At 34.0% G+C, this 23276-nt stretch carries 25 protein-coding genes and 2 pseudogenes; 14 read left to right on the top strand and 13 right to left on the bottom strand.

The annotated features are described in order from the left end of the window. The first annotated feature begins 5 nt into the window (after positions 1-5). The 3 genes from KA878_RS07335 to KA878_RS07325 all read left to right on the top strand — a co-directional run bounded on the left by KA878_RS07335 (position 6) and on the right by KA878_RS07325 (position 2164). Complete coding sequence (locus KA878_RS07335) at positions 6-242, top strand: DUF896 domain-containing protein (RefSeq protein WP_011274805.1); 237 nt, start codon at positions 6-8, stop codon at positions 240-242. A gap of 634 nt (positions 243-876) precedes the next feature. Then, a complete protein-coding gene (locus KA878_RS07330; RefSeq protein WP_075108201.1) occupies positions 877-1302 on the top strand; it encodes an NUDIX hydrolase in 426 nt (141 codons plus the stop codon). Next, complete coding sequence (locus KA878_RS07325) at positions 1295-2164, top strand: DMT family transporter (protein ID WP_075108202.1); 870 nt, start codon at positions 1295-1297, stop codon at positions 2162-2164. Before KA878_RS07330 ends, KA878_RS07325 begins: the two co-directional genes overlap by 8 nt. Before the next feature lie 91 nt (positions 2165-2255). Here the strand turns inward: KA878_RS07325 and KA878_RS07320 are convergent, their stop codons facing one another. The 3 genes from KA878_RS07320 to KA878_RS07310 are packed head-to-tail and all read right to left on the bottom strand — an operon-like array spanning position 2256 to position 3789. Beyond that, positions 2256-2633 carry a VOC family protein gene (locus tag KA878_RS07320; protein ID WP_075108203.1) on the bottom strand — a complete coding sequence of 126 codons (378 nt, stop codon included), beginning with the start codon at positions 2631-2633 and terminating at the stop codon, positions 2256-2258. A gap of 25 nt (positions 2634-2658) precedes the next feature. Beyond that, positions 2659-3477, bottom strand: a complete 819-nt coding sequence (locus KA878_RS07315) for an NmrA/HSCARG family protein (RefSeq protein WP_193838924.1) — start codon at positions 3475-3477, stop codon at positions 2659-2661. Positions 3478-3489: 12 nt separating this feature from the next. Next, positions 3490-3789 (bottom strand): DUF2316 family protein, encoded by a 300-nt coding sequence (locus KA878_RS07310; RefSeq protein ID WP_193838923.1) that lies wholly within the window; start codon positions 3787-3789, stop codon positions 3490-3492. Positions 3790-3911: 122 nt separating this feature from the next. On the opposite strand from KA878_RS07310, the gene KA878_RS07305 reads away from it, so the two are divergent. The 7 genes and pseudogenes from KA878_RS07305 to KA878_RS07275 all read left to right on the top strand — a co-directional run bounded on the left by KA878_RS07305 (position 3912) and on the right by KA878_RS07275 (position 8831). Continuing rightward, positions 3912-4469 (top strand): TetR/AcrR family transcriptional regulator, encoded by a 558-nt coding sequence (locus tag KA878_RS07305; RefSeq protein ID WP_193838922.1) that lies wholly within the window; start codon positions 3912-3914, stop codon positions 4467-4469. Further along, positions 4469-5173, top strand: a complete 705-nt coding sequence (locus KA878_RS07300) for an SDR family NAD(P)-dependent oxidoreductase (RefSeq protein WP_193838921.1) — start codon at positions 4469-4471, stop codon at positions 5171-5173. Before KA878_RS07305 ends, KA878_RS07300 begins: the two co-directional genes overlap by 1 nt. A 37-nt stretch (positions 5174-5210) precedes the next feature. Then, positions 5211-6215 (top strand): amidohydrolase family protein, encoded by a 1005-nt coding sequence (locus KA878_RS07295; protein ID WP_193838920.1) that lies wholly within the window; start codon positions 5211-5213, stop codon positions 6213-6215. Positions 6216-6270: 55 nt separating this feature from the next. Next, positions 6271-7107: an alpha/beta fold hydrolase gene (locus KA878_RS07290; RefSeq protein WP_193838919.1), complete on the top strand. Its 837-nt coding sequence runs from the start codon at positions 6271-6273 to the stop codon at positions 7105-7107. Positions 7108-7132: 25 nt separating this feature from the next. After that, positions 7133-7345 (top strand): annotated as a pseudogene (locus KA878_RS07285) (bile acid 7-alpha dehydratase); the annotation flags it as partial. 88 nt (positions 7346-7433) lie between these two features. Then, entirely contained in the window at positions 7434-7877 is a 444-nt protein-coding gene (locus tag KA878_RS07280) for a hypothetical protein (protein ID WP_228480678.1), read from the top strand. 6 nt (positions 7878-7883) lie between these two features. Next, entirely contained in the window at positions 7884-8831 is a 948-nt protein-coding gene (locus tag KA878_RS07275; protein WP_193838918.1) for an amidohydrolase family protein, read from the top strand. 52 nt (positions 8832-8883) lie between these two features. On the opposite strand, the gene KA878_RS07270 is transcribed toward KA878_RS07275, so the two are convergent. Then, entirely contained in the window at positions 8884-9738 is an 855-nt protein-coding gene (locus KA878_RS07270; RefSeq protein WP_193838917.1) for a fructosamine kinase family protein, read from the bottom strand. Between the two features lie 225 nt (positions 9739-9963). On the opposite strand from KA878_RS07270, the gene KA878_RS07265 reads away from it, so the two are divergent. Then, on the top strand, positions 9964-11031 hold the full coding sequence (locus KA878_RS07265; protein ID WP_193838916.1) for a quinone-dependent dihydroorotate dehydrogenase: 1068 nt from the start codon (positions 9964-9966) through the stop codon (positions 11029-11031). A gap of 81 nt (positions 11032-11112) precedes the next feature. After that, a complete protein-coding gene (locus tag KA878_RS07260; protein WP_075109410.1) occupies positions 11113-11403 on the top strand; it encodes a hypothetical protein in 291 nt (96 codons plus the stop codon). 52 nt (positions 11404-11455) lie between these two features. Here KA878_RS07260 and KA878_RS07255 read toward each other — a convergent pair whose 3' ends face one another. The 4 genes from KA878_RS07255 to KA878_RS07240 form a co-directional block, all read right to left on the bottom strand. Next, a complete protein-coding gene (locus tag KA878_RS07255) occupies positions 11456-12172 on the bottom strand; it encodes an epoxyqueuosine reductase QueH (protein WP_075109409.1) in 717 nt (238 codons plus the stop codon). Between the two features lie 62 nt (positions 12173-12234). Beyond that, positions 12235-12738, bottom strand: a complete 504-nt coding sequence (locus KA878_RS07250; RefSeq protein WP_193838915.1) for a hypothetical protein — start codon at positions 12736-12738, stop codon at positions 12235-12237. Next, positions 12735-13256: a DUF3278 domain-containing protein gene (locus KA878_RS07245; protein ID WP_178377495.1), complete on the bottom strand. Its 522-nt coding sequence runs from the start codon at positions 13254-13256 to the stop codon at positions 12735-12737. The genes KA878_RS07250 and KA878_RS07245 overlap by 4 nt, the downstream gene beginning before the upstream one ends. 387 nt (positions 13257-13643) lie before the next feature. Continuing rightward, positions 13644-14237, bottom strand: a complete 594-nt coding sequence (locus KA878_RS07240) for a TetR/AcrR family transcriptional regulator (protein WP_193838914.1) — start codon at positions 14235-14237, stop codon at positions 13644-13646. Between the two features lie 62 nt (positions 14238-14299). On the opposite strand from KA878_RS07240, the pseudogene KA878_RS07235 reads away from it, so the two are divergent. Next, positions 14300-14581 (top strand): annotated as a pseudogene (locus tag KA878_RS07235) (CocE/NonD family hydrolase C-terminal non-catalytic domain-containing protein); the annotation flags it as partial. A gap of 245 nt (positions 14582-14826) precedes the next feature. Here KA878_RS07235 and KA878_RS07230 read toward each other — a convergent pair. The 3 genes from KA878_RS07230 to alsS all read right to left on the bottom strand — a co-directional run bounded on the left by KA878_RS07230 (position 14827) and on the right by alsS (position 18246). Continuing rightward, positions 14827-15714, bottom strand: a complete 888-nt coding sequence (locus KA878_RS07230) for a zinc ribbon domain-containing protein (protein ID WP_193838913.1) — start codon at positions 15712-15714, stop codon at positions 14827-14829. Between the two features lie 128 nt (positions 15715-15842). Continuing rightward, entirely contained in the window at positions 15843-16547 is a 705-nt protein-coding gene (gene budA / locus KA878_RS07225; protein WP_053028893.1) for an acetolactate decarboxylase, read from the bottom strand. Between the two features lie 34 nt (positions 16548-16581). Beyond that, positions 16582-18246 (bottom strand): acetolactate synthase AlsS, encoded by a 1665-nt coding sequence (alsS, locus tag KA878_RS07220; protein ID WP_107629170.1) that lies wholly within the window; start codon positions 18244-18246, stop codon positions 16582-16584. Between the two features lie 739 nt (positions 18247-18985). Here alsS and KA878_RS07215 point away from each other — a divergent pair. Further along, entirely contained in the window at positions 18986-20437 is a 1452-nt protein-coding gene (locus KA878_RS07215) for an APC family permease (RefSeq protein WP_053028895.1), read from the top strand. A gap of 337 nt (positions 20438-20774) precedes the next feature. Here the strand turns inward: KA878_RS07215 and KA878_RS07210 are convergent, their stop codons facing one another. After that, positions 20775-22112 (bottom strand): aspartate aminotransferase family protein, encoded by a 1338-nt coding sequence (locus KA878_RS07210; RefSeq protein ID WP_193838912.1) that lies wholly within the window; start codon positions 22110-22112, stop codon positions 20775-20777. 267 nt (positions 22113-22379) lie between these two features. Beyond that, positions 22380-23195: a MetQ/NlpA family ABC transporter substrate-binding protein gene (locus KA878_RS07205; protein WP_193838911.1), complete on the bottom strand. Its 816-nt coding sequence runs from the start codon at positions 23193-23195 to the stop codon at positions 22380-22382. Between the last annotated feature and the right edge of the window lie 81 nt (positions 23196-23276).

The following is a 23276-nucleotide window of genomic DNA, read 5'->3' as shown; positions in this document are numbered from 1 at the left end:
AAATAATGAGAGAATTACTAGATAGAATTAATCAATTAGCAAATAAAGAAAAAGTTGAAAGTTTGAGCGTTGAAGAAAAACAAGAACAACATCAATTAAGACAAGAATATTTAGGTATGATAAGAGGTCAAGTACTTCATACTTTCTCTACTATGAAAGTTTTAGACCCACTTGGACAAGACGTTACACCAGATAAAGTGTATGACTTAAGAGAAGAATACGGCAATATTCAAGAAAATTAAAAGCATATTATTAAGACTTAGGCTGCCCTTAAAGGTTTCGACTTTAAGAACAGCCTTTTTTCTGTACATAGTTCTTATAGGAAAATTTTGAACTTGGAATATTATAGAGACGTTCTTCGATAGATATTCACTCACTTAAGTTGCTTCGCGTTCCTGGGGTGCTGTCTCTAAAGTAGTTCTTAAATGGATTTTCATTTCACTTAAGTTGAGACGCTTGCCTAGGGGGCTGGGTCGTAAAGAAATTCTTAGATGAATATTTACTCAATTTGTTGCGACGCTTTCTTGCGGGAAAGACTCTAAAGTAGTTCTTTGTTTTTAATCATTAGAACTACTTACCTAAGTGTTATAGCACTTAGGTTCATTAAAATTAATGCTCCCCTAGGAGTCTACGCAACTACGTTTCATTATCTCTCAAATAACTACTTATTTAACTCGTTTACTTTCACATATTGCTAGTATACTTACATAAATATTTCTATATATAGAGCGAATTGTCACAACTCTTTATTTTAGAGAAGTTTCATTCTCAATGAAAAAGGATTATAATTAATTTTATTATTATATAAATATAAAATAATATTTCTTTATTGATCAGTGTGAGTTATAGATTACTTTATAAAGGAGGTTCAAGAAAATGAACATAGACCAAATCAAACTTCAATTTAATGAGACAGTTACAAAATATGATTCTGTTTTAATTGTTTTAACCTATCAAGGACATCTTGTTTTTGTTAAAAATAAAAAAAGAGCATGGGAATTAACAGGAGGTAAGGTAAACCATAATGAAACGATGAATGAGACAGCTATCAGAGAAGCTTATGAAGAGTCTGGCGCTGTCATCACTGAAAATGATATAGACTATTTAGGTTACTATATACTACCAAATGGCCATACCACTACAATTACAAAAGCTGAAGTAAGCTATTTTAAAGATATACCGAAATATTCAGAAACTACTGAAAGAATACTTACGAAAGAACCATTAGACAAAAATTTATTATCATTTCAAGATGGGTTATATGAAGAAATTTTTAAATATTTAGGAGCATACCATGAATAAGGTTAAAAAAGGGTATTTATTTAATATTATTTCCGTAGCAATCATGTCTTTAACCCCAATATTAAACAAACTTTCACTCACTGATTTATCACCTATTCAAGCAAGTTTTTTTAATGCTTTGTTTTCAACTTTAATATTATTAATCACTGTATTATTCGATAAAAGTAAAATAAAAATCTATCATAACAAATTTATATGGCTCTTAGGTATTACTAATACAATAGGTATTTTACTCCAATATGTAAGTTTAAGTTTGTTAGATCCAGTTAGTGTTGGATTATTAGGAAGATTTTATATTATATTTGCGTTGTTTCTTTCAGTTCTCTTTCTAAATGAAACGTTGTGCAAACACGATACCCTTCCTATAATTTTTGCTGTTATAGGTTCATTCTTGATTACTCATTTTTCAGGTGATTTTAACAGTTTATTAGGTGTGATTGCCGCCCTATCTTATACATTCTTTTTTGCGCTAACGAATATGTTAGCTAAAAAGACCGTTAAAGACATTGATTCTAAAACCATCTTACTATACAATCAGGCGACTTCTACTTTGTTGCTAGGTATCATATTAATTGTGACTAATCATTTACATACCATACATATAGGCATAGGTTTGTTCTCTATTTTACTTTCTGCTTTGTGCAGTGGTGTAATAGGACTTTTATTATTTTATGAAGGCTTGAAATACATTTCGTTTCGTGAAGCGAATATTATAAGAACCCTCAATCCTATATTTGTGTTTATATTTTCTTTCCCGTTTTTCCCTTTACCATTAACACCTAAATTCATAACCGGTGCGATTTTAATCATTATTTCTATCATTTATATGAACCTATATAAAGATAAAAAAACGTCTTCATGATCACTTTTTCATTAAAAATGCGCCCCAACATTAGATCTCATTCTAACTTTGGGGCGTATATTAATTAGCGTATTTTATAAAATTAATTGAACTAACAAACTAAGAAATTATATTTATGTCCATCTGGGTCTGCAAAAGTTGCACCGTAATATCCTTGATAAGTCCCAGGCTCATCAATCACTTTACCGCCTAGCACTTCCACTTTATGCATTAACTCATCCACTTCATCAGTCGTTTTTACACCTAAAGATATGATGACTTCATTAGGTTGTTTTGAAACTGATTCATGCGTCACTTTTTCAAAATGGTTATTTTCAATTAAAATCACAATCGTTTGTCCGATTGTAATACCAACCATTTTGTCTAGCATATCTGGATTCTTATTGATTTCAAAGCCTAAATTTTTGTAAAATTGCTCGCTACGTTCTAAATCTTCGACATGTAAATTAAACCACATTGACTGAATCATAGTCTTCCCCCTCATTTAAAAAAAATTAAAAGTTCACTTCACTAATCCATTGTTCTAACGTTAAGCGATTGGGATTAATGTCATCCATTTGTTTAAAATCAATCACATACCCTTTTTCTTCAAGCCAACCACGTTCGGCAGTACCACTTGAAAATGACCCTTTAATTTCTGTAGGTTTACCTGTCACCGTAGCAAATGTCTTCACAACGTCTTTTAACGTAAGTTCATCAGAAGCGATTTCAATGGCTTGGTGGTTATATTTTTCATTGTTCGCAAACACATTGGCTGCAATTTTAGCGATATCGATTGAAGAAATCATCGCAAATTTAACATCTCTATCGATAAATTCAGGAATTACAATTTCGCCATTCTCTACTTTAGTAATTCTTAAGAAATTATCCATGAAAAATGATGGTTTAATAATTGTGTAGTTTAACGCGCTTGCTTTAAGCTCATTCTCAATCTCAGCAAGTGCTTCAAAGTGAGGACCTGTACGATCACGATTCACACCACCTGCAGTGCTGTAAACAACGTATTCAATACCTTGTTGTTCCGCCATTTGAATAATCATCTTACCTTGACGTAATTCTTCTTCTACATTGTCTACAATAATAGGTTGAACACTATAAACACCATATTGTCCTTCCATAGCCTTTGATAAGCTATCTTGATGACTTAAATCGCCTTCAAATATCTCTAAATGGTCACTATCGATTGAAGTCAACGTTTCATTATGTTGATTACGTGTAAAAGCACGAACTTTCCAATCATCTTTCAATAATTGCTTTACTACAGCGTTACCTTGTTTACCTGTAGCACCAATAACTAATATACTTTTACTCATTATTTATCTCTCCTATTGTAAAAACCAATAATCTTCTTTGTCACCTTTTAAATACGTATAGTCTTTAGGTTGATTGCCGTTTTGTCTAATGTTGTCATTAATTAAATCACGAACATCCCACACTAAGTGTATAAATGTTTGCAATTTATTGCCAAAGAAACCATTTGGCGCATCCATGTCTAATACCCTTTCCACTTCTTCAATAGAAATATTCATTTCTTGAGCAATATTTTCAATACTTAATGTTGATTCATGGAAATGTGCTTTCAACTCTTCACTCGTCACGTGTCTTTGATGTTTATTTAATGACATATTTACCCTCTTTTCAAAAAATAAATTAATTAACCCTTTATATTTGTATTCATCATTAACAAGATTTATAATAAACGGACAATTATCCGTTTGTCAACGAAATCTATTTAAGAGGTGATATGATGCGTAAGGATGCATTAAAGAATCGACAACGTATTGAAGACAAAGCACTAGAATTATTTAATTCCGAAGGCGTTGAAAATGTAAGTATGAATAGAATTTCTAAGGAATTGAATATTGGTATGGGGACACTCTATCGTCACTTCAAAGATAAAAGTGACCTATGCTATCGCATTATCGAACATGACTTCGATGACATTATGACGCAAATGCTAGAAATCAAATCACACTATGCGTCTAAAACTGATATCATGGCCCATTCGCTGGATATATTTTTAAAATTCAAAACGGATAATAGTGGTTTATTACATTGTATTGAAGGTAAAGATAATGCCCAGTTGTTCCGTGAAAGTGACTTCTTCAAACATTTGAATCAATATTACTTTGATTTATTTAATGATTATACAGACGAATCTTGGGCAATATTTAAAACAGATATGCTATTAAAATCTTTAACAACTGAGACCTTTGAATTTCAAAAAAACGAACGACAACTTTCTAATGAAACATTTAGAAATAATTTAATCAAACTATATTTACCTACAGAGGTGACGAAATAATGAAAAGAATCACGTTAATCACTGGCGGCAACAAAGGGTTAGGCTTTGAAACTGCGAAAGCACTAAAGGAACAAGGACATAAAGTTTATATTGGTTCTCGTGATGAAGCACGCGGTCAAAAAGCTGCTGAATCACTTGGCATAGATTATGTGCAACTAGATGTTACGGATGACGCTTCAGTCCAAAATGCTTTTAAAACCATTCAAGAACAAGAAGGACGTTTAGATGTATTAGTCAATAATGCTGGTATCTCAGGTGGTTTCGCTAAACCTGCAGATTTAACTGTTGAAGACGTGGAGAACGTGTATAACACAAACGTCTTTAGTATCGTACGTATGATGAACACCTTCATTCCACTTCTTGAACAATCTGACCAACCTGTTGTAGTCAATGTAAGTAGTGGTTTAGGTTCATTCGGCATGGTAACAAACCCTGATACACAAGAATCTAGAGTAAATTCATTAGCTTATTGTTCATCAAAATCTGCCGTAACGATGTTGACCGTACAATATGCGAAGGGATTACCGCATATGCAAATCAATGCTGCAGATCCAGGTTCAACCAACACGGATTTAGTTGGAGATTTTAGTAACAATTCTAAACCTGCATCTGAAGGTATCATCCCTATTGTTCAACTTGCAACTATTGATACAGATGGCCCTACAGGTACCTTTATTGATGGCAATGGCACTATGCCTTGGTAATTTTGAATAATTATTTAAATTTTAGGAGGCTTTTCTAATGAAAAGTATTAACTTTGAAGAACATTATGTTGTAGAAGAAATTCAAAAGGAAACAATGGAACATATGTCCGCTGACCCTAAGGGCGTGCCAATGAAAACAATGCTAGAAGGTCTTGAACAAAAATCAGGTTTCACTGATGCAGATGAAATATCACATCACGACAAACGTATTGAATTTATGGATAAACATGATGTTGAAATGCAAGTATTATCCTATGGTAATGGTGCACCATCAAACCTAGAAGGACAACGCGCAATTGATTTATGTAAAAAAGCGAATGATACATTAGCAGAATATATTGAAAAATATCCAGAACGCTTTGTTGGATTTGCGACGTTACCAATTAATGAACCAGAAGCAACAGTGGAAGAATTCAAACGTTGTATCAATGATTTAGGGTTCAAAGGTGCCTTAATTATGGGACATCCTAAAAACGGTTTCCTTGATCAAGATGCATACGAACCATTATTCGCCGCCGCTGAAGCATTAAACACGCCAATCTATTTACATCCATCTCCAGTACAAAGTGATGTATATCAAGCGTACTATAAAGGGAACTATCCAGACGTAACAGCTGCTACATTCGCATGTTTCGGTTATGGCTGGCATGTTGATGTAGGTATTCACGCGATTCATTTAGTGCTTTCAGGTGTATTTGATCGTCATCCAAACTTAAATATTATTATTGGACACTGGGGTGAATTTGTACCATTCTTCTTAGAACGAATGGATTCTATTTTATTTGCAGATCACTTACAACATCCAATTAGTCATTATTTCAAAAATAATTTCTACATTACACCAAGTGGTATGTTAACGAAACCACAATTTGATTTAATCAAAGCAGAAGTCGGTATTGATAGAATACTATATTCAGCTGACTACCCTTATGTTGAACCGGAAAATTTAGGCACATTCTTAAGTGAACTAGGTTTAACTGAAGAAGAACAAGAGAAAATGAGTTATACCAATGGTGCTAAATTGTTGGGTTTAGATAAATAGTCATATAACTACAATTAAAGACTAAATCATACAAATTTAATCGGAGGTTTTATAAATGGAAACATTAGAATTACAAGGCGCTAAATTACGTTATCACAAAGTGGGCAATGGTCCTGTTATCATCTTCATCCCTGGTGCAAACGGAACTGGAGATATCTTCATGCCACTTGCACAACAATTAAAAGATAAATTCACAGTTGTCGCTGTAGATCGCCGTGGCTATGGTCAAAGTGAATTAACTGAACCACTACCTGAAGAAGCAATCAATCCAGATAGTCGTTACCGTGTTAAACGTGACGCACAAGATATCGCTGAATTAGCGAAATCATTAAGTGATGAACCTGTCTATGTATTAGGTTCAAGCTCAGGTTCAATCGTGGCAATGCACATCTTAAAAGAACATCCAGATGTCGTTAAAAAAATCGCATTCCACGAACCACCAATTAACACATTTTTACCAGATGCGACATATTGGCAAGATAAAAATGCTGAAATCATTGATATTGCAATTAATGAAGGTATGCCTCAAGCAATGAAATTATTTGGCGAAACGTTACAAATTAGTAAATTAGACCAACAATACATGTCAAAACCAGCTCAAGCTGAGAATGATGCTGACAGTAAAAAACGTTTCGATGAAATGTTAGGTTGGTTCAAATATGAAATTCGTCAATATACAGAATCCGATATTTCAATTGATGATTTTAATAAACATAATGACATCATTACTTTATTAAATGGTACAGCTTCAAAAGGTTCATTCCCTCAAGAAGTTAACTTCTTCATTTCTGAAGAAACTGGTATCAACATCATCGACATTCCAGGGGGTCACTTAGGATACGTTCAAGAACCTGAAGGTTTCGCTAATGTATTACTTGAAATGTGGGATTAATTTGAATTAAAGGAGTGTCATTTTAGTGCTTTTCACGAGAAATAAACCTTATACTAACGAAACGTTACTCGCTAAAGAAGATATTCTTGAGCTTATTCAATTTGAACGTTTCTGTCGTGACAATGCCCTATGGGAGAGCATGAAAACGTGTTTCGCAAATGATTCTTATATCAATATTTCATGGTTTAAAGGTAATGGTAGTGAGTTTGTCGCTTCATCTAGGAGCCTAGGACATAAATAATATAATGATGCTCTTTTGCAAAATCGCAGTTGCTGACTGAACTGAAAAGGCGCTTAAATCAAGCTTTTCTCAGTTCTAGTCATCCTTGCGGGGGTGGGACGACGAATTTAAAACGAATTCTGTCCCACTCCCCCAAGTTTGGATTAATGACACACGTGCTGTAGCAATTATGCAAGCGACCATTCAAACACGCCTTTCAATTCAAAATGTTGAAATGGAATTACAATCAGATGCCAAATTAGTATATTGTCTCGAACAAGATAATCAAGGCGTTTGGTATATTACACGTCTTGAATGTATATATGAGAAAGATAGCCTAACACCGGTTAAACCAACGACGATTAATTTGCCAAAGAATGACTTTGCAGATTATCGTCCAAGTTATGCTTGCTTATCTTATGCATTAAATGCTATTGGCTATGATGTGAACAGTGAGTTACAAGGCATTGATAGACCGAACGAAGTCAATGCCTATTATGATGAAATTGATGATTGGCTAACTTTTAAAGAAGAAGAGAAAGAAGCGTAATAAAATATGAAGAAAATTGATTTACATGCACATTATATATCACCTGGATTCTCGAAGTTTCTAGATGATTATTTCGATGGCAAAGGTGATGGCGTAGCAACACCGAAGTTCTCACCTGAAAGTTATTTAGAATTAATGACACGTATGGACATTGAATATGGTGTGCTATCTATTTCGAGCCCACATATCAGTGTGGCACCAGATGAAGAAATGATTGACTTAGCTAAAGAAGTCAATGCGTATGCATCTGAATTTACACACATATACCCAGAGCAATTAGGTTTCTTTGCGACGTTACCACTTCCATTAGTGGATGAAAGCATTGAAACGATTAATACTGCATTAGATCAACAAGGTGCTTTAGGTTTCACCTTACCTACAAATGCACGAGGTATTTATATTGGTGATGACCGTTTGGATAACATATTAGCTAAATTAAATGAACGTCATGCCGTTGTGGCACTGCACCCAAATGAGCCTAAGCCTAATATCGAAGCAATGAGCGACGTTGTTCCTGCACCTTTAATGGAGTTTATCTTTGATACCACACGCACAGTCATTTATATGAGCCAAAATAATGTGTTTAGCAAGTATCCAAATATTAAATGGATTATTCCGCATTGTGGCGCATTATTGCCTGTCATTGCGCAACGTGTCGCAATGGGTAATAAGATGTTTGGTAGTACGCGTCAACCTGATGATTTAGAACAAGTTATGCAAACATTATATTTTGATTTAGCTGGAAAAGTCTTACCTTATCAGCTTCCAAATATTGCTCAAAGTGTAGATATGAATAAAATTGTATATGGTTCAGATGCACCGTATACAACAGATCAAGTCGTTACAATGTTAGCAGATGAATTGGAATCAACTGAATTCATCTCACGACATGAACTAAAAAAAATGTTATATGATAACGGCAAACAATTATTAAAATCAATTAATGAAAAATAATAAACATAAATGGCACCGGTATCACTGTACCGGTGCCATTTATGCTTATTGTTTATGCCAATATTTCATCCATTGATCGGTTCACGCTACTTGCGTACATTCCACCAAATTTAAGTAAATGAACCATAAATAAATATAATCTATAAAATTCTAAACGTTTACGTGCACCTTTTCTTAAAGGATAATGTTTCTCATATTCATCATAGAATGCTTGGGTAAAGCCACCGAATACCATCGTAATACCTAAATCAAACTCTCTATCTCCATAGAACGGAGCCGGGTCGAATAGCGCTGGACGTCCATCCGTTAAAAACATGTAATTGCCACCCCATAAATCTCCATGTAACAACGATGGTTTACTGTGATGATCCTCTAATTCATTTACCATCACAGTACGGACTTGTTCATATACTTTATTATCTTCGGCATGCCATAACCCTTTACGCATCAGTTCATCTCTCAAGTGATCCATGCGACGTTCGACAAAGATTTCAACCCATGACTCTGACCATGAATTATCAAATGAAATATCTCCACCCTCATGTGGTAAATCGAACCCAAATTGACCATCTTGTTGTTGTTGGCTATGCATTTTTGCTACTAATTGACCTAATTCACGCTGGCTACCACTTGTTCCTTCATCTAAATAACTTAATATCAAGAAAGCATCCCCATTGATTTCACCACTATCAATGACACGTGGTGCCGTTATACCTGCTTGTTCAAATGCATTGAGTCCAGCGATTTCAGCTGCATAGAATGACTTATCTCGATTACGCTGAACTAACAAGAAATACACATCATCCTTCGTCGTTACTTTGAATGCCTCATTGACATCTCCACCACTGACTGGTGAAATATCACTGATTTGGTCTAATGGTAGCTGTGCTTGCCAATCTTTCTTCATGATGATTCCTCCTTCGCATACATCTTCTTACTATATTATATTTCCTGAAAATGCGTTAACTAATCGTACGTCCTTATATCGATTTTAGTTAAGGCAAATTTTCAAACAGTCTTTAAATTAACTATGCAATTATGGTTGAACATGCTAGTCTTAGAGAGGAATGTTTTTTCAATGATATTAAATGAGGATAGTAAGCCTCAAATACAATGAAATAGGAGCATTATTATGTATAAACTAATTAAACCACTATTATTTAAATTTGACCCTGAAAAAGCACACAGTATGACGATCGACGCTTTGAAACTCGCACAGAAGCGTGCTTTCTTATTACCTGTGATGCATAAACTATTTAATTATGAAGACCCATCATTAACGCAAACGATTAAAGGTATTACATTTAACAATCCAATCGGCTTAGCTGCAGGCTTTGACAAATCTTGTGAAGTCCCTAAAGCACTTGAAAATGTTGGGTTCGGTGCACTTGAATTAGGTGGTATTACACCAAAACCTCAAGATGGCAATCCGAAACCACGTATGTATCGTCTAGTAGAAGATAATGCCTTAATTAACCGTATGGGCTTTAACAATATTGGTATGAATCGTGCGTTATGGAATTTACGTCGCCATTCATACGCGATTCCTGTTGGCTTAAACGTTGGCGTAAATAAAACGACGCCATACAACGATCGCTATCAAGATTACATTAAAGTGATTGATACGTTTAAAGCAGATGTATCCTTCTTTACAGTCAATATTAGTTCACCAAACACTGAGAACTTACAAAGTTTCCATGATAAAGATGAATTTTCAATGTTATGTAACGCATTAAAAGATTTCAAAGCGCATACAGAAGTAAATGTCCCTATTTTCTTAAAATTAACTTCTGATTTAGAGCTTGATGGATTTAAAACGATTTTACCAGCGATTACAGAAACATTTGATGGTATGATTCTCGCTAATACAACACGACAACGTGATGGTTTAACATCTGCGAATAAAGTAGAAGACGGTGGCTTAAGTGGGCGCCCCCTTTTCAAAAGAAATTTAGAATTAGTGAAATGGGCATACCAACAAACTAAAGGTGAATTCTTAATTATCGGCACAGGCGGTATATTTAGCGCTAAAGATGCCATTCAAATGATGCGAAATGGTGCCTCTCTCGTTCAAATATATTCGTCATTAGTTATCGAAGGTCCTGGATTAACTAAGAAGATTAATAAAGACATCGCTGCATATTTAAAACAACATCAATACAACAATGTAAGTGATATCATTGGTTTAGATGCCAAATAATAATGGTGATATGGCTTTACTTAATTTTAAAAAGTACTATACTAAAGCCAAAGATAACTAGTTTACCGGAGGGGTATGCGTATGACTGCAGAAGATAAAGATACTAAACACAATGCAGACCAAGCGTCTAAAAACCAAACGCAATCATCTAAACCGAATCATCAATCATCAAATGATGATAATAGCATTGGCTATAATGGCGAAAAGAAGACCGCACTTGATCTTGAAATCGAACGCGAGTTGCTTGAAATGATGGAAAATGAAGATCCAGAACCTGAGAAACAGAAAAAAGGATTAAAAATTGCAGGTTTTCTTTCTGCATTTGTGATTGCCGTCTTAGCTATTATACGGTTTATTAATCGAACATTATAAAACAAGACTCCTAATTTGAAATGCTTCAACTTCAAATTAGGAGTCATTTTAATTAAAATTGTTGTAAGAAATCTTTAGCTTCTTGATTGATTTGTTTGAAATCTATCCCTTGTGCCATCGCAGCAAAGACACATCCACAATAGCATTGTCTAAAAATGTGATAATCATTGCACATTTCTATTGAACGTTCATATCCTTTATTCTTTTTAAAGTCACTTGGTAAATAGTTCACATCATATAAATGTTGTACTTCCATCCCTAACTCGTTAATTAATTGCGCATTCTTTTTAGGGGATAATGTAAGGGCACTACCAAAGTAATCATAGCCGTATTTCACAGCAGCTTCAGCAACAAGCTCTAAACGCATTTCAAAACATGCAGTACAACGTAAGCCACCTTCTGGTTCTTCAGTAAGTCCACGTGATTTCGCCATTTTCATAAATTCATGCGGCTTATATTCCGCTTCAATATATTCCACTTGCTTTCCAGTCTTCTCATTAAAATCTTTAACGAATTGTTCTTGAACCTTAGCACGTCTTAAATATTCATTTTTAGGATGGATGTTAGGATTAGCAAAGTAAATCGCCACATCAGCATACTCTGTTAAATATTCTAACGTGTAAGTGCTACATGGCGCACAACAACTATGTAGCAAGATTTTAGGTCTCAATCCTTCCCTTTCCCATTGATGAATTAATTTTTTCAGTACTCGATCATAGTTGATTTTTTGATTTTTCATTTTAGCAATAATTGGATCCGCGTTTAACATAAAAATGACTCCTTAAGTATTATATAAATTTATTATATAATACTTAAGGAGCCGAATCATCGTTAATATTCTTTTTTCAACATCATCATGTAATAAATAAACATGAAGCCTCCGAATAGCACGCCAGAGATGACACATCGGATGAATTGTGCTTTAAAGTCAAACCCGTCATTAAAAATATACGGAAAGATAACGCCTGTAATAATAAACATCATCACTGCAAAATAAACAACTAAAAACGCGCATTTTAATGCAAGTTTCTTCACCCAATATTTATACGCTTCTGCAGAAGTCGTTTTTAACTCATCTAAACGATTTCTTCTATTAATCCATAGAGAGGCAAACGTTAAAATAACACTTAATACTAATAAGCACACCGTTCCGAAGCTTACTGTTTCTCTCATCATATCTATAATCAAACTAACTGTACCTAAGATAACTATTAATATATAGGTTATTAAAAACATAACCGCTAATTTATGTTCAAGGACACCTTGTTCACGCTCATCTCGACCTGTAGGATTTTGTGTAAACCAATTGAATAACGCATTACTAAATTTATTCATTCTTTATACGCCCCTTCATTGTATGCCTTAACAATTTTACTCTTACCAGCAAAATAACTGACTAAACCGAAAATTAAAGATGCCATCAAATTAACCGTTATAAAAAATCCTAATTCAATCTTTTGATCAGAAAAATATAATCGCGTTAAATTAAGTAAACTCATAATGACACCGAACATGATACCACCGAGTAAACAACTTAACTTATGCTTTTTTAACACCCTTTGATAGGCTTCTTTAGTATAAACTCGATTTTCATCTAAATGATGTTTTCGAATACCTATCGATAAGAATATATTCACAATAAAGAACAAAACGAATACACCAATGGTTGGTATATTAACACGCTGCACAACATAATCATTGATTAAACTAATGAAAGCTAATATAAGCAAGCCAAAATAAGTAATAACAAAAGTTGTCGTAACATGTGCGTATAGCATTTCTTTTTCTCGCTCATCACGTTCAGTCATTACGCCGATGAGTCGATTAATCATTTTATCTCGAAAATTGGTCATCTTTGATCACCTCAAGATTATTAATTACGGTATATGTAAAATATAAACGACATTTCTGTATATGTCAAATATAGACGACACAAAGATTCTATTTAGATTACTTAACATCAAGTGTTATGCTACAATAATTGTAATAAAAAACACCTAGATCGTTTGAGATTTGGAACTAGGTGTAAAAATAAAGGACATATTACTGACTTATAGGTAAGCCAATATGTATCTCCAATTTCTATTATTGGGCTAACGTTTTCTTAATTGTGGCTTAAGAAAACGTTATTTTTATGCTTAATTTTAAATATTAAAATATATGTATAACCCAAGATACATAGAATGTCAGTTAAATGAAAAAGCTCCTAATCACTAATATCAGTAATTAGAAGCCATACATTATTTATTAATCTCTCTTTGTATAATTGTAGCTGGTCCATTATTAACAATATCGTAAAAATATTGAATTAAATCTTCTTTAGGGATACGGTTATCATCCTCAACCCAATGTCTTAAGAATGATAATCCTGCACCTGATACATAACTCATAAAATAAGAAAATGGAATACCACTAATATCACCCTGTGTATTTGTAAAACTATTTAAATAGTTCGTTAGCAAGCCATATAATTTTTCATGCAATTTAGACGCTGTCCCTATTTTGAACATTAATTGATAAAATGCTATATTATCCTCAATATGTGCAATCAGAAATTCCATGATGTGTCTTAAATCCTCTGTTGAGAACTTCCCGCCACTACTTTGTTTGCTTTCTTTAATAAACGTACGCACTACATCTACGTGTTCGTCTTCCATTTTGTCTAGCAAATCGTATTTATCTAAGTAATGCGTATAAAACGTACCGCGATTAATATCAGCTAAATCTGTAATTTGTTGTACAGTTACATCATTGAAATCATATTTATGTAATAAATTGATAAATGCCATTTTAATCACTTGTTGTGATTTCCTAATTCTACGATCTTGAGTCATTTTATAGACCTCACTTTACATGTTTGTTTTTGTACAATTATACCGACCTTGTTGGTTTTCGTACAATTACCCAACCATGGCATACACATGAACACGAACAAAAAGTTAACCCAAATGAAATCGTGCCAGTTGAAATAGAATTATTACCATCAAGCACATTATTTAAAAAAGGTGAATCTTTAGTAGTTATTGTTAAAGGTAACGAAATTATCAAAGATAATAGCACACCTTTACCTAATATGAAAACACGCTATGAACATGAAGATACAGTAAACAAAGGTCGTCATCTTGTATATACTGGCGACAATTATGATTCACACTTAATCATTCCTGTAATTGAATAACAATGGATAAAAAGTATCTGGGCATAAATAATATAATGATACTGTTTTGGAAATTTACAATAGCTGACTAAACTGAGAAGACGCTTAAACCCAGCTTTTCTCAGTTATAATCTAGTGTCCCAGCAAAGCGCATTTCACTAAAAAATCCTACAAGCAAAGCAAAATGGGAGCGGACGACGAATTTAAAAACATTCTGTCCGACTCCCTTTTATTGTTAATATGAATGACTTGCATGTCCCAACGCGTTATGACCAACGCCAAAACAGTTGATGTACAATACCTAAATCATCATAATGATGAACAAGCGTTGATCCGAACAAATGCATGGCGAAGGCTATAATGACAAAGAAAATCATGATGCCATAAAAACTCGCTATACGTAGTGTATGATTCACACTATATTTCGAAATTAAGACTATTGATGATGTTATAAGTAAAATCATAGAGAACGCAATCAATATACCACTGAAAATATAGAACTCAAGGAAAAACACAACAAGTCCTAAAAACAGCACACTGACTGACAGTGTATTGATGAATATATAATCTGATAATACCTTTTTAAATAAAATACGTTCTACGATCATTAAGCGAATAACGCCAAATGTTACGACAAGTAAAAACACAAGTGCTAACAGGAGTGTTAATACAAATTTCAAGATAATTGTTGCAGTATCAACAAAATAACCATCAAATAAACTTGCTGAAAATATGTGTAAAAACATTCCCAATATGATCAAACCAATAACGACTAATGAAGCAAGTAACGTATGGCTAAATGAATGTTTCCCTTTAATTACAGCATCATGAGCAGTAAATGCTTGTTTAAAAAATGACTTACTTTCATTAAATGTTGTTTTCACTTTCAGTGTGAATGGACCTTCAGCATAACGGTGTTCATAAGACATATATCTATGTGCAAATTCACCATGTTCATACGCATTATCACGTTGTGTTTCATTGAAACCTTCTTGTTTAACTGTTTTAGAATACGTTGTAGATTGAATCTCCGAATTGACTGATTCTGTTGCTGATTGCGTTGATTGGAGCGTTGAATCATTTAATTTCTTACCACAACTACCGCAAAATTGATCTCCTGGTTGATATGTCTGACCACAATTTGGACATTGCATTAGGGCTACCTCCATAAATATAAAATTCTAAGTCATTATACCATTATTTTACATTGTGTCATATATTATATTTTATAAATTAAAAAAGAAAGATGAATTCATCTTTCTTCTTTAGGTATGATTATTAGTTACTCAGCTTCTCTAATTTCTGCATCAACATCCGCATAATCAATTTCTGTTTCTGTAAATGTTTTATTATTGATTGGGAAATGTTGTTCGAATGTTTCAAAGTTTTGAATTTCCACTGTGACATCATCCACTTCAAAATCTAATACATGGCCGCCAAAGTTGCGATCATCATTAGCGAAATGAATATGAAAACCAGCAGACCCAATACCATGGAATAACTCAGGTGTGAAGAAACCGATGATTGTTCCCTTAATATCTTCACGTGTTTCCTCTGGTTGTCTACGTGCTGAATCAATCAATCTAGTATACGGTGGCTCTTGTTTAGGCATCATACGTACATGCATTTTTTTAAATGTACCACTTATTTTCACTGCAGAAAATAGATTATCACTTAACATATGTTCCTTAACTTCATTTAATACGTTTTCAGAATCCTTATCTGAGGTTTGATAAGATTGGTCTGCTTCAAAACGTGTAATCGTTGCGTATGGTGTCATTTCATCGCCATTCAATTTCTTAAATTCTTTATGTTCATTGGCATGAAATGCTTCACCATTTAAAAAGATAACCTCACCATTAGAACCAGTTAATGTCGCTAGCCCTGAATCACCATGTTCTAATAGTTCATTGATAGATGCAGTTCCTTCTAATAGACCTGCCATTAATGTACCTAACGTACCATGTTGATATAATACGTGACTCATTGAATATTCACTCCTAAGTTTGTTTATCTAAAAATTAATTTAAAGAATCCGGTAATACATTTGTTGATAACTTGATATTATCTTTATAATTAACTGGAATATCAATTAATACTGGGCCATCAGTTTCATAGCCTTCTTTTAATGCTGCTTCTAATTCTGCTTGGCTAGTAACACGTAACCCTTTAGCACCAAATGATTCAGCATATTTCACATAATCAACTGGTCCAAATTCAACACCAGCTGAACGTTTATATTTCATTTCTTCTTGGAATTCTACCATATTATATTTACCATCATTCCAAATTAATTGGATGATGTTTAATTTTTTGCGTACGGCTGTTTCTAAATCTTGACCTGAGAATAAGAAACCACCATCTCCTGCTACTGACACAACTTGTGTATTTGGACGTACTAGTGCAGCTGCAATTGCCCAAGGTAAAGCAACACCAAGTGTTTGCATACCATTACTAAATAATAAGTGTCTTGGGTTATAACTTCTAAATTTACGTGCCATCCAAATATAATGACTACCCACATCGACAGTAACTGTAGTATCGTCAGTTAATGTGTTTTGCATTGTTTCAATAATTTCTAATGGATGCATCACACCATCTTCATGAGTATATTTAATACCTGTTGCTTCAATAACATCTGCTCTTAAACGTTCTAAGTCATCTAAACGACTTTGATTAATGATTGGTTCATGCACATTCTCAGATAATAATTGAATCGTACCTGCAATATTACCAATTAATTCTTTTTTAGGACGTAAGAAGTTTGTAATTTCGGCTTGTACTTCATCAATAACAATGATTTCTGTTTCAAGTTCTTTGTTCCAGTTACTTGCTTCATATTCAATTGGATCATACCCTATTGTGACGACTAAATCAGCTTTTCTTAATAATTCGTCACCCACTTGGTTACGGAATAATCCTACACGTCCGAAGAAGTGATTTTCTAACTCACGGTTAAGCACACCTGCACCTTGGAATGTTTCAACAACTGGTAAATTTGATTTCGCAACTAATTGACGAATGGCTTCTGTTTCTTTCTCACTTGAACTTCTCATACCTACTAGCAACACTGGGAATTTAGCATGTTTTATCGCTTTAATTACATCTTGAATGTCTTCTAAATTTGGAACACCTAATTGTGGTTGTTCACATAAATCAATTGCTTTAGATGTTACAGGTGATTCGATAACATCTTGCGGAATACTGATAAAACTTGCACCATTTTTACCTGAAGTCGCTGTACGGATAGCGTTTGTCATTACTTCAGAAAGAGACTCAGGATCTTGTACTTCTGCACTATATTTTGTAGATGATCTTAAAAGAGAAGCATTATCTACTGCTTGATGTGTCATACGTAATAAGTCATTACGTTTAACTTGGCCACCGATAGCCAACACTGGATCTCCTTCTGATGTAGCAGTTAATAATCCAGTTGTTAAGTTACTCACGCCTGGGCCACTTGTAACTAATGCCACACCTGGTTTACCAGTTAAACGTCCGATTCCTTGCGCCATCATAGCAGCATTTTGTTCATGGCGTGTCACAATAAGCTCTGGACCATCATCTTCAAGTGCGTTAAAGAGATAATCGATTTTTGCTCCCGGAATACCAAATACATAATCCACATTATTATTTTTTAAAGTATCAATGACCATATCTGCAGCAGAGTAGTTTTCTTTAGTCATCTAAATTCATATCCTTTCAAAGTCCAATTATTTTTTAATATTAAAAAGAAGCCACATACATGTCTATTTTTAAGGGAAAAAGAGGGAAAGACTTAGTTACATGAGTTGTGGCTTCTTTATATTTAAAGTTACTTCATTATTTCATTGTTGCTAGTAATCTCAGTTAGGGATGCATATTCAAATGCGAGATGGGAGTCTTCTATTTATGTCAAGAGGTGTAACAAATCATAAAGTTCAACACTTAAGCGTTGATTCAATATAAGGGGATGGATTTATTACACATAATAGAAGCATTTGAATATGATGTAACTTTATTACATGACTCATTATAGTATGTGTGTAACTATTAATAAAATACATATTTTCGATAGAACCTATTCCATAATGGAATAGGTCAACAAAGTTTAATTTTTTAGTAAAAAGTAGCTAAAAAAAGGTCTAATTACTTGACTTATTCTAAGTTTTTAGCATATTATTCTCAGTCAAAAGACCCCTTTTTATATTTTAAGTATCATTTTACTCTTTTTAGTTGTTTTTATTTCTTTTTAATCTGTTATAATCAAATCTATCATTTAAAATTTCCTTGTTATACTCTGTCATTTTATAAAAAGTGAGAAAACTTAAAATTTTCAGAAATTTTAGACAAAAATATAAAGTTTTATGCTAAGATAATAAATATTCTAGAGCTAACAAGCTAATCTTATAACTCATTTTATTAAGTAAGTGGAGGTTCATGATTATGGCCAGTTTTTTCAAAAATTTAACTCGAAAAGAAGATCCCACAATCTATCAAAATAAAGATGGGCACTTGAAACGTACATTACGTGTTCGAGATTTTCTTGCATTAGGTGTTGGTACAATTGTATCAACTGCAATATTCACATTACCTGGTGTTGTTGCAGCTGAACATGCAGGTCCTGCCGTTGCGTTATCATTCTTATTAGCAGCAATTGTAGCAGGTTTAGTTGCCTTCTCATATGCTGAAATGGCATCAACTATGCCTTTCGCTGGTTCTGCGTATTCTTGGATTAACGTTTTATTTGGCGAATTTTCAGGTTGGGTAGCAGGTTGGGCACTTTTAGCTGAGTACTTTATTGCCGTTGCCTTTGTAGCATCCGGATTCTCAGCAAATTTAAGAGGACTGATCTCCCCTTTAGGTATTGTATTGCCTAAAGCTTTATCCAATCCGTTTGGCGCAGATGGTGGCGTCATAGACATTATCGCGGCTGTAGTTATCATTATTACTGCAATTATTTTATCGCGTGGTATGACTGAGACTGCACGTATTGAGAACATCTTAGTTATCTTAAAAGTATTAGCAATTGTATTATTCATTATTGTAGGTTTAACAGCCATTCAAGCATCCAATTATGTACCATTTATCCCAGAACATAAAGTCACTGAAAATGGTGATTTCGGTGGTTGGCAAGGTATTTATGCTGGGGTTTCAATGATATTTTTAGCTTATATCGGCTTTGACTCTATTGCAGCTAACTCTGCAGAAGCAATCAATCCACAAAGAACCATGCCACGTGGTATTCTTGGTTCATTAGCTGTCGCACTTGTATTATTCGTAGGTGTAGCATTAGTATTAGTAGGTATGTTCCACTACTCTAAATATGCTGGCAATGCAGAGCCTGTAGGTTGGGCACTACGTCAAAGTGGTCATGGTATTATCGCGGCTGTCATTCAAGCAATTTCAGTAATAGGTATGTTCACCGCTTTAATTGGTATGATGTTAGCAGGATCACGTTTACTTTATTCATTCGGTCGTGATGGTTTATTACCATCATGGTTATCTAAATTAAACCATAAGCACTTACCAAACAGAGCACTGTTAATACTTACTATTATTGGTGTATTAATTGGTTCAATGTTCCCATTCGCATTCTTAGCACAACTTATTTCTGCCGGAACATTAGTTGCATTCATGTTTGTATCTCTTGCAATGTATCGACTAAGAAAACGTGAAGGTAAAGATTTACCCGTACCGTCATTTAAAGTACCGTTCTTCCCAGTACTACCAATTATTACATTCATCTTAGTATTACTTGTATTCTGGGGATTAAGCTTCGACGCTAAACTCTATACTTTAATTTGGTTTGTCGTTGGTATCATCATCTATTTAAGTTATGGTGTTCGACATTCTAAGAAAAATGAAGAAAAAGAGTACATCGTACCGAAAGATTAATATAGCCATAACATAGAGCACCTATCTCATTTAATTTCATGAGATAGGTGCTTCTTTTGATTTTTATATTAAATGAGTCCGGACAAAAATAATATAATGAATCTATTTTGTGCCTTCGCAGTAGCTGACTGAACTGAGAAGGCGCTTAATTCAAGCTTTTCTCAGTTCTAATCATTCTTGCGTCACGAAAGTGATTTTACAAGCTAAGCAAGTTGGGGTTCGGAGCCCCAGCAAAGAGAATTTCATGAAGAAATTCTACAAGCAAAGCAAGTTGGGAGTGGGACAACGAATTTAAAAAGCATTCTGTCCCACTCCCATTTTGACACCTTTTTTCTTATTACCATCCTTGTCCATCTATATTATAGTTGTCTAATTGTCCATCTTGTAATGCTTGTAACGCATCTTCTATTGTATCTAGCGCATAATCTAATTGCTCATACGTAATGACTAATGGTGGCTGGAAACGAAGTACATTGCCAGCTACTGCAATCAGTACAAGACCATGATCAAAGCAATAATTACAAATCTTTAGCGCTTCTTCTGAGGCTCTCGTTTTCATTTGTTTATCTGACACAATATCAACGCCAATAGATAAACCTTTACCACGTACATCTCCGACAAATTGATAGTTATCAACCCATTTGTCCATTCGGTTGCGTACATAGGCGCCTTTTTCCGAGCTAGCAGTTAGTAATGCGTCATCTTCAATCATTTTCAATGTTGCTAAAGCCGCTTCACAACTTACAGGATTGGCACCAGTGGTAAATAGATGCGCCGGTGCTTCAAGCGTATCAATGATTTCTTTGCGACCAACAATCGCAGACATCGGTAACCCACCAGCTAATGATTTGCCAAATGTGATTAAATCCGGTGTGAAATTAAAGTGATCAATTGAACTCCATGTACCTGTGCGCCCTAGTCCTTGTTGGATATCATCTACTGCAATTAAAATGCCATGTTCACGACATAATGCTTCTAACGCCTCAAAGTAACCGTCTACTGGCTCTAGCAAACCACCATCACCTTGAATCGTTTCTACGACAATACATGCAACTTCTTCTGCTGGCACATATTTGGCGAACATTTCTTTAAGTGGTGCAAGATACGCTTCTACTGTATTAGGATTAGGTTGTTCATACATACCTCTATACTTATCTGGAAATGGAATATGATAAAAGCCATTTAATAAAGGACCATAATGCTTGCGCATATTTAAGCTAATGGCTGACATCGATAGTGACCCAAATGTTGAACCATGATATGCATTTGTAAAACTAATGATATACGGTCGACCAGTATACGCTCTTACAAATTTAATAATGCCATCATTGGCGTCAGATCCACTCAATCCAAACGTCACACGTTTTTCATAATCACCTGGCGCAATATCACATAGTTTCTTAGATAATTTCACTGCTGGTTCATGATACATATATGCAGGTGTATAATGAATCAATTTCTCAGCTTGTTTCTGAATCGCTTCAATTACCGGTTTAGGTGCATGCCCTACATTTTGCGAGCTCGCGCTTGCTAATAAATCAATGTATTCTTTACCATCCACATCTACGAGTGTCGCACCGTAACCATGATCAATGGCTAATGGGTAATATTTAATTCTTCCTGATGCCGCAAAGTACTTCCCATCTTCTTGTATTAATTCCTCTGCTTTACTCATATTGACTCATCCTCCCATAATCGACCATCCCTTTTACATCCCTCTCTTTGAAAAGTCTCCGGCCATCTTAATAAACAATGTTTCATTGATAATATTCAATATCTTACTAATAATTGTCAGATTTGTAAATATTTTCTGAATAATCAAAAATAATTATAATTTGCTATTTTTAGTTTTTTTGATGATACATATTTATTAAAAAAATGAGGGAGTGGGACAGAATTCTTTTTAAATTCGTCGTCCCACTCCCCCAATAAAGATATAGGATTATTTACTTTCGTAAGGAATGACATCGTCTCCATATTCTTTTTTAATATAGTCTTTAATTTCTTTAGATTGCATGACTTTTAATAATTCTTGGAACTTCTTATCATTTTTATGTCCTTCTTGAACTGCGATAATGTTGGCAAATGGTGATGATTTACCTTCCATTACAATTGCATCTTTAGACGGTTTTAAACCATTATCGATGGCATAGTTAGAATTCATAATAACTGCTGCACCTTCACCGTTTTTATATGTTTTAGGTAAAAACTCAGCCCCTTGCTGATGATTAAATTTTAAATTCTTTTTATTTTCTGCAATATCTTCAAACTTGGCGTCTTCAATTTTGACACCTTTTTTCAACTTAATCAGACCTTCATCTACAAAGAAAGATAAAAATCGTCCTTCCTCTGCAGGGTTATTTGAAACATAGATTGTTGATCCTTCAGGAATATCTTTCAAATGTTTATATTTTTTACTATAGACACCCATTGGCGTTGTAAATACTTTACCTAATTCTTCTATTTTATAGCCATGACTTTTCTTCTCAGCTTTTAGATACGGTACGTGTTGGAAGAAGTTAGCATCTACATCGCCTTTATCTAATAATTTATTTGGTACTTTATAATCATTAACCTCTTTAACTTCTAGATCATAACCTTTTTTCTTTAATTGTTCTTTAGCTTTCTTCAACACATCTCCATGGGGTGCAGGTGAAGCAGCAACTGTGATTTTCTTATCATCCTCTTTATCTTTGCTACATCCTGCTAACACGATAATTAAAACTAAAATACTGATCATACTTAACCATTTTCTCATGTATATCGACACCTCTTTTTTAAAATGATTCAACTACACTTCAACTCTTAAATAGTTAGAAGACATAAAAAAATACTTTCT

Source organism: Staphylococcus sp. GDY8P57P, from assembly GCF_017892585.1.
Classification (GTDB): domain Bacteria; phylum Bacillota; class Bacilli; order Staphylococcales; family Staphylococcaceae; genus Staphylococcus; species Staphylococcus borealis.
This window is presented reverse-complemented; position numbering and strand designations above follow the sequence as displayed.

Excerpts from the sequence above, each read along its gene's own strand:
- alsS (WP_107629170.1), bottom strand. The coding sequence starts at position 18,246 with ATGACTAAAGAAAACTACTCTGCTGCAGATATGGTCATTGATACTTTA.
- KA878_RS07300 (WP_193838921.1), top strand. The coding sequence starts at position 4,469 with ATGAAAAGAATCACGTTAATCACTGGCGGCAACAAAGGGTTAGGCTTT.
- KA878_RS07260 (WP_075109410.1), top strand. The coding sequence starts at position 11,113 with ATGACTGCAGAAGATAAAGATACTAAACACAATGCAGACCAAGCGTCT.
- KA878_RS07310 (WP_193838923.1), bottom strand. The coding sequence starts at position 3,789 with ATGTCATTAAATAAACATCAAAGACACGTGACGAGTGAAGAGTTGAAA.
- budA (WP_053028893.1), bottom strand. The coding sequence starts at position 16,547 with ATGAGTCACGTATTATATCAACATGGTACGTTAGGTACATTAATGGCA.
- KA878_RS07320 (WP_075108203.1), bottom strand. The coding sequence starts at position 2,633 with ATGATTCAGTCAATGTGGTTTAATTTACATGTCGAAGATTTAGAACGT.
- KA878_RS07335 (WP_011274805.1), top strand. The coding sequence starts at position 6 with ATGAGAGAATTACTAGATAGAATTAATCAATTAGCAAATAAAGAAAAA.
- KA878_RS07290 (WP_193838919.1), top strand. The coding sequence starts at position 6,271 with ATGGAAACATTAGAATTACAAGGCGCTAAATTACGTTATCACAAAGTG.
- KA878_RS07275 (WP_193838918.1), top strand. The coding sequence starts at position 7,884 with ATGAAGAAAATTGATTTACATGCACATTATATATCACCTGGATTCTCG.
- KA878_RS07295 (WP_193838920.1), top strand. The coding sequence starts at position 5,211 with ATGAAAAGTATTAACTTTGAAGAACATTATGTTGTAGAAGAAATTCAA.
- KA878_RS07330 (WP_075108201.1), top strand. The coding sequence starts at position 877 with ATGAACATAGACCAAATCAAACTTCAATTTAATGAGACAGTTACAAAA.
- KA878_RS07210 (WP_193838912.1), bottom strand. The coding sequence starts at position 22,112 with ATGAGTAAAGCAGAGGAATTAATACAAGAAGATGGGAAGTACTTTGCG.
- KA878_RS07255 (WP_075109409.1), bottom strand. The coding sequence starts at position 12,172 with ATGTTAAACGCGGATCCAATTATTGCTAAAATGAAAAATCAAAAAATC.
- KA878_RS07240 (WP_193838914.1), bottom strand. The coding sequence starts at position 14,237 with ATGACTCAAGATCGTAGAATTAGGAAATCACAACAAGTGATTAAAATG.
- KA878_RS07265 (WP_193838916.1), top strand. The coding sequence starts at position 9,964 with ATGTATAAACTAATTAAACCACTATTATTTAAATTTGACCCTGAAAAA.
- KA878_RS07325 (WP_075108202.1), top strand. The coding sequence starts at position 1,295 with ATGAATAAGGTTAAAAAAGGGTATTTATTTAATATTATTTCCGTAGCA.
- KA878_RS07305 (WP_193838922.1), top strand. The coding sequence starts at position 3,912 with ATGCGTAAGGATGCATTAAAGAATCGACAACGTATTGAAGACAAAGCA.
- KA878_RS07245 (WP_178377495.1), bottom strand. The coding sequence starts at position 13,256 with ATGACCAATTTTCGAGATAAAATGATTAATCGACTCATCGGCGTAATG.
- KA878_RS07215 (WP_053028895.1), top strand. The coding sequence starts at position 18,986 with ATGGCCAGTTTTTTCAAAAATTTAACTCGAAAAGAAGATCCCACAATC.
- KA878_RS07315 (WP_193838924.1), bottom strand. The coding sequence starts at position 3,477 with ATGAGTAAAAGTATATTAGTTATTGGTGCTACAGGTAAACAAGGTAAC.
- KA878_RS07270 (WP_193838917.1), bottom strand. The coding sequence starts at position 9,738 with ATGAAGAAAGATTGGCAAGCACAGCTACCATTAGACCAAATCAGTGAT.
- KA878_RS07250 (WP_193838915.1), bottom strand. The coding sequence starts at position 12,738 with ATGAATAAATTTAGTAATGCGTTATTCAATTGGTTTACACAAAATCCT.
- KA878_RS07205 (WP_193838911.1), bottom strand. The coding sequence starts at position 23,195 with ATGAGAAAATGGTTAAGTATGATCAGTATTTTAGTTTTAATTATCGTG.
- KA878_RS07230 (WP_193838913.1), bottom strand. The coding sequence starts at position 15,714 with ATGCAATGTCCAAATTGTGGTCAGACATATCAACCAGGAGATCAATTT.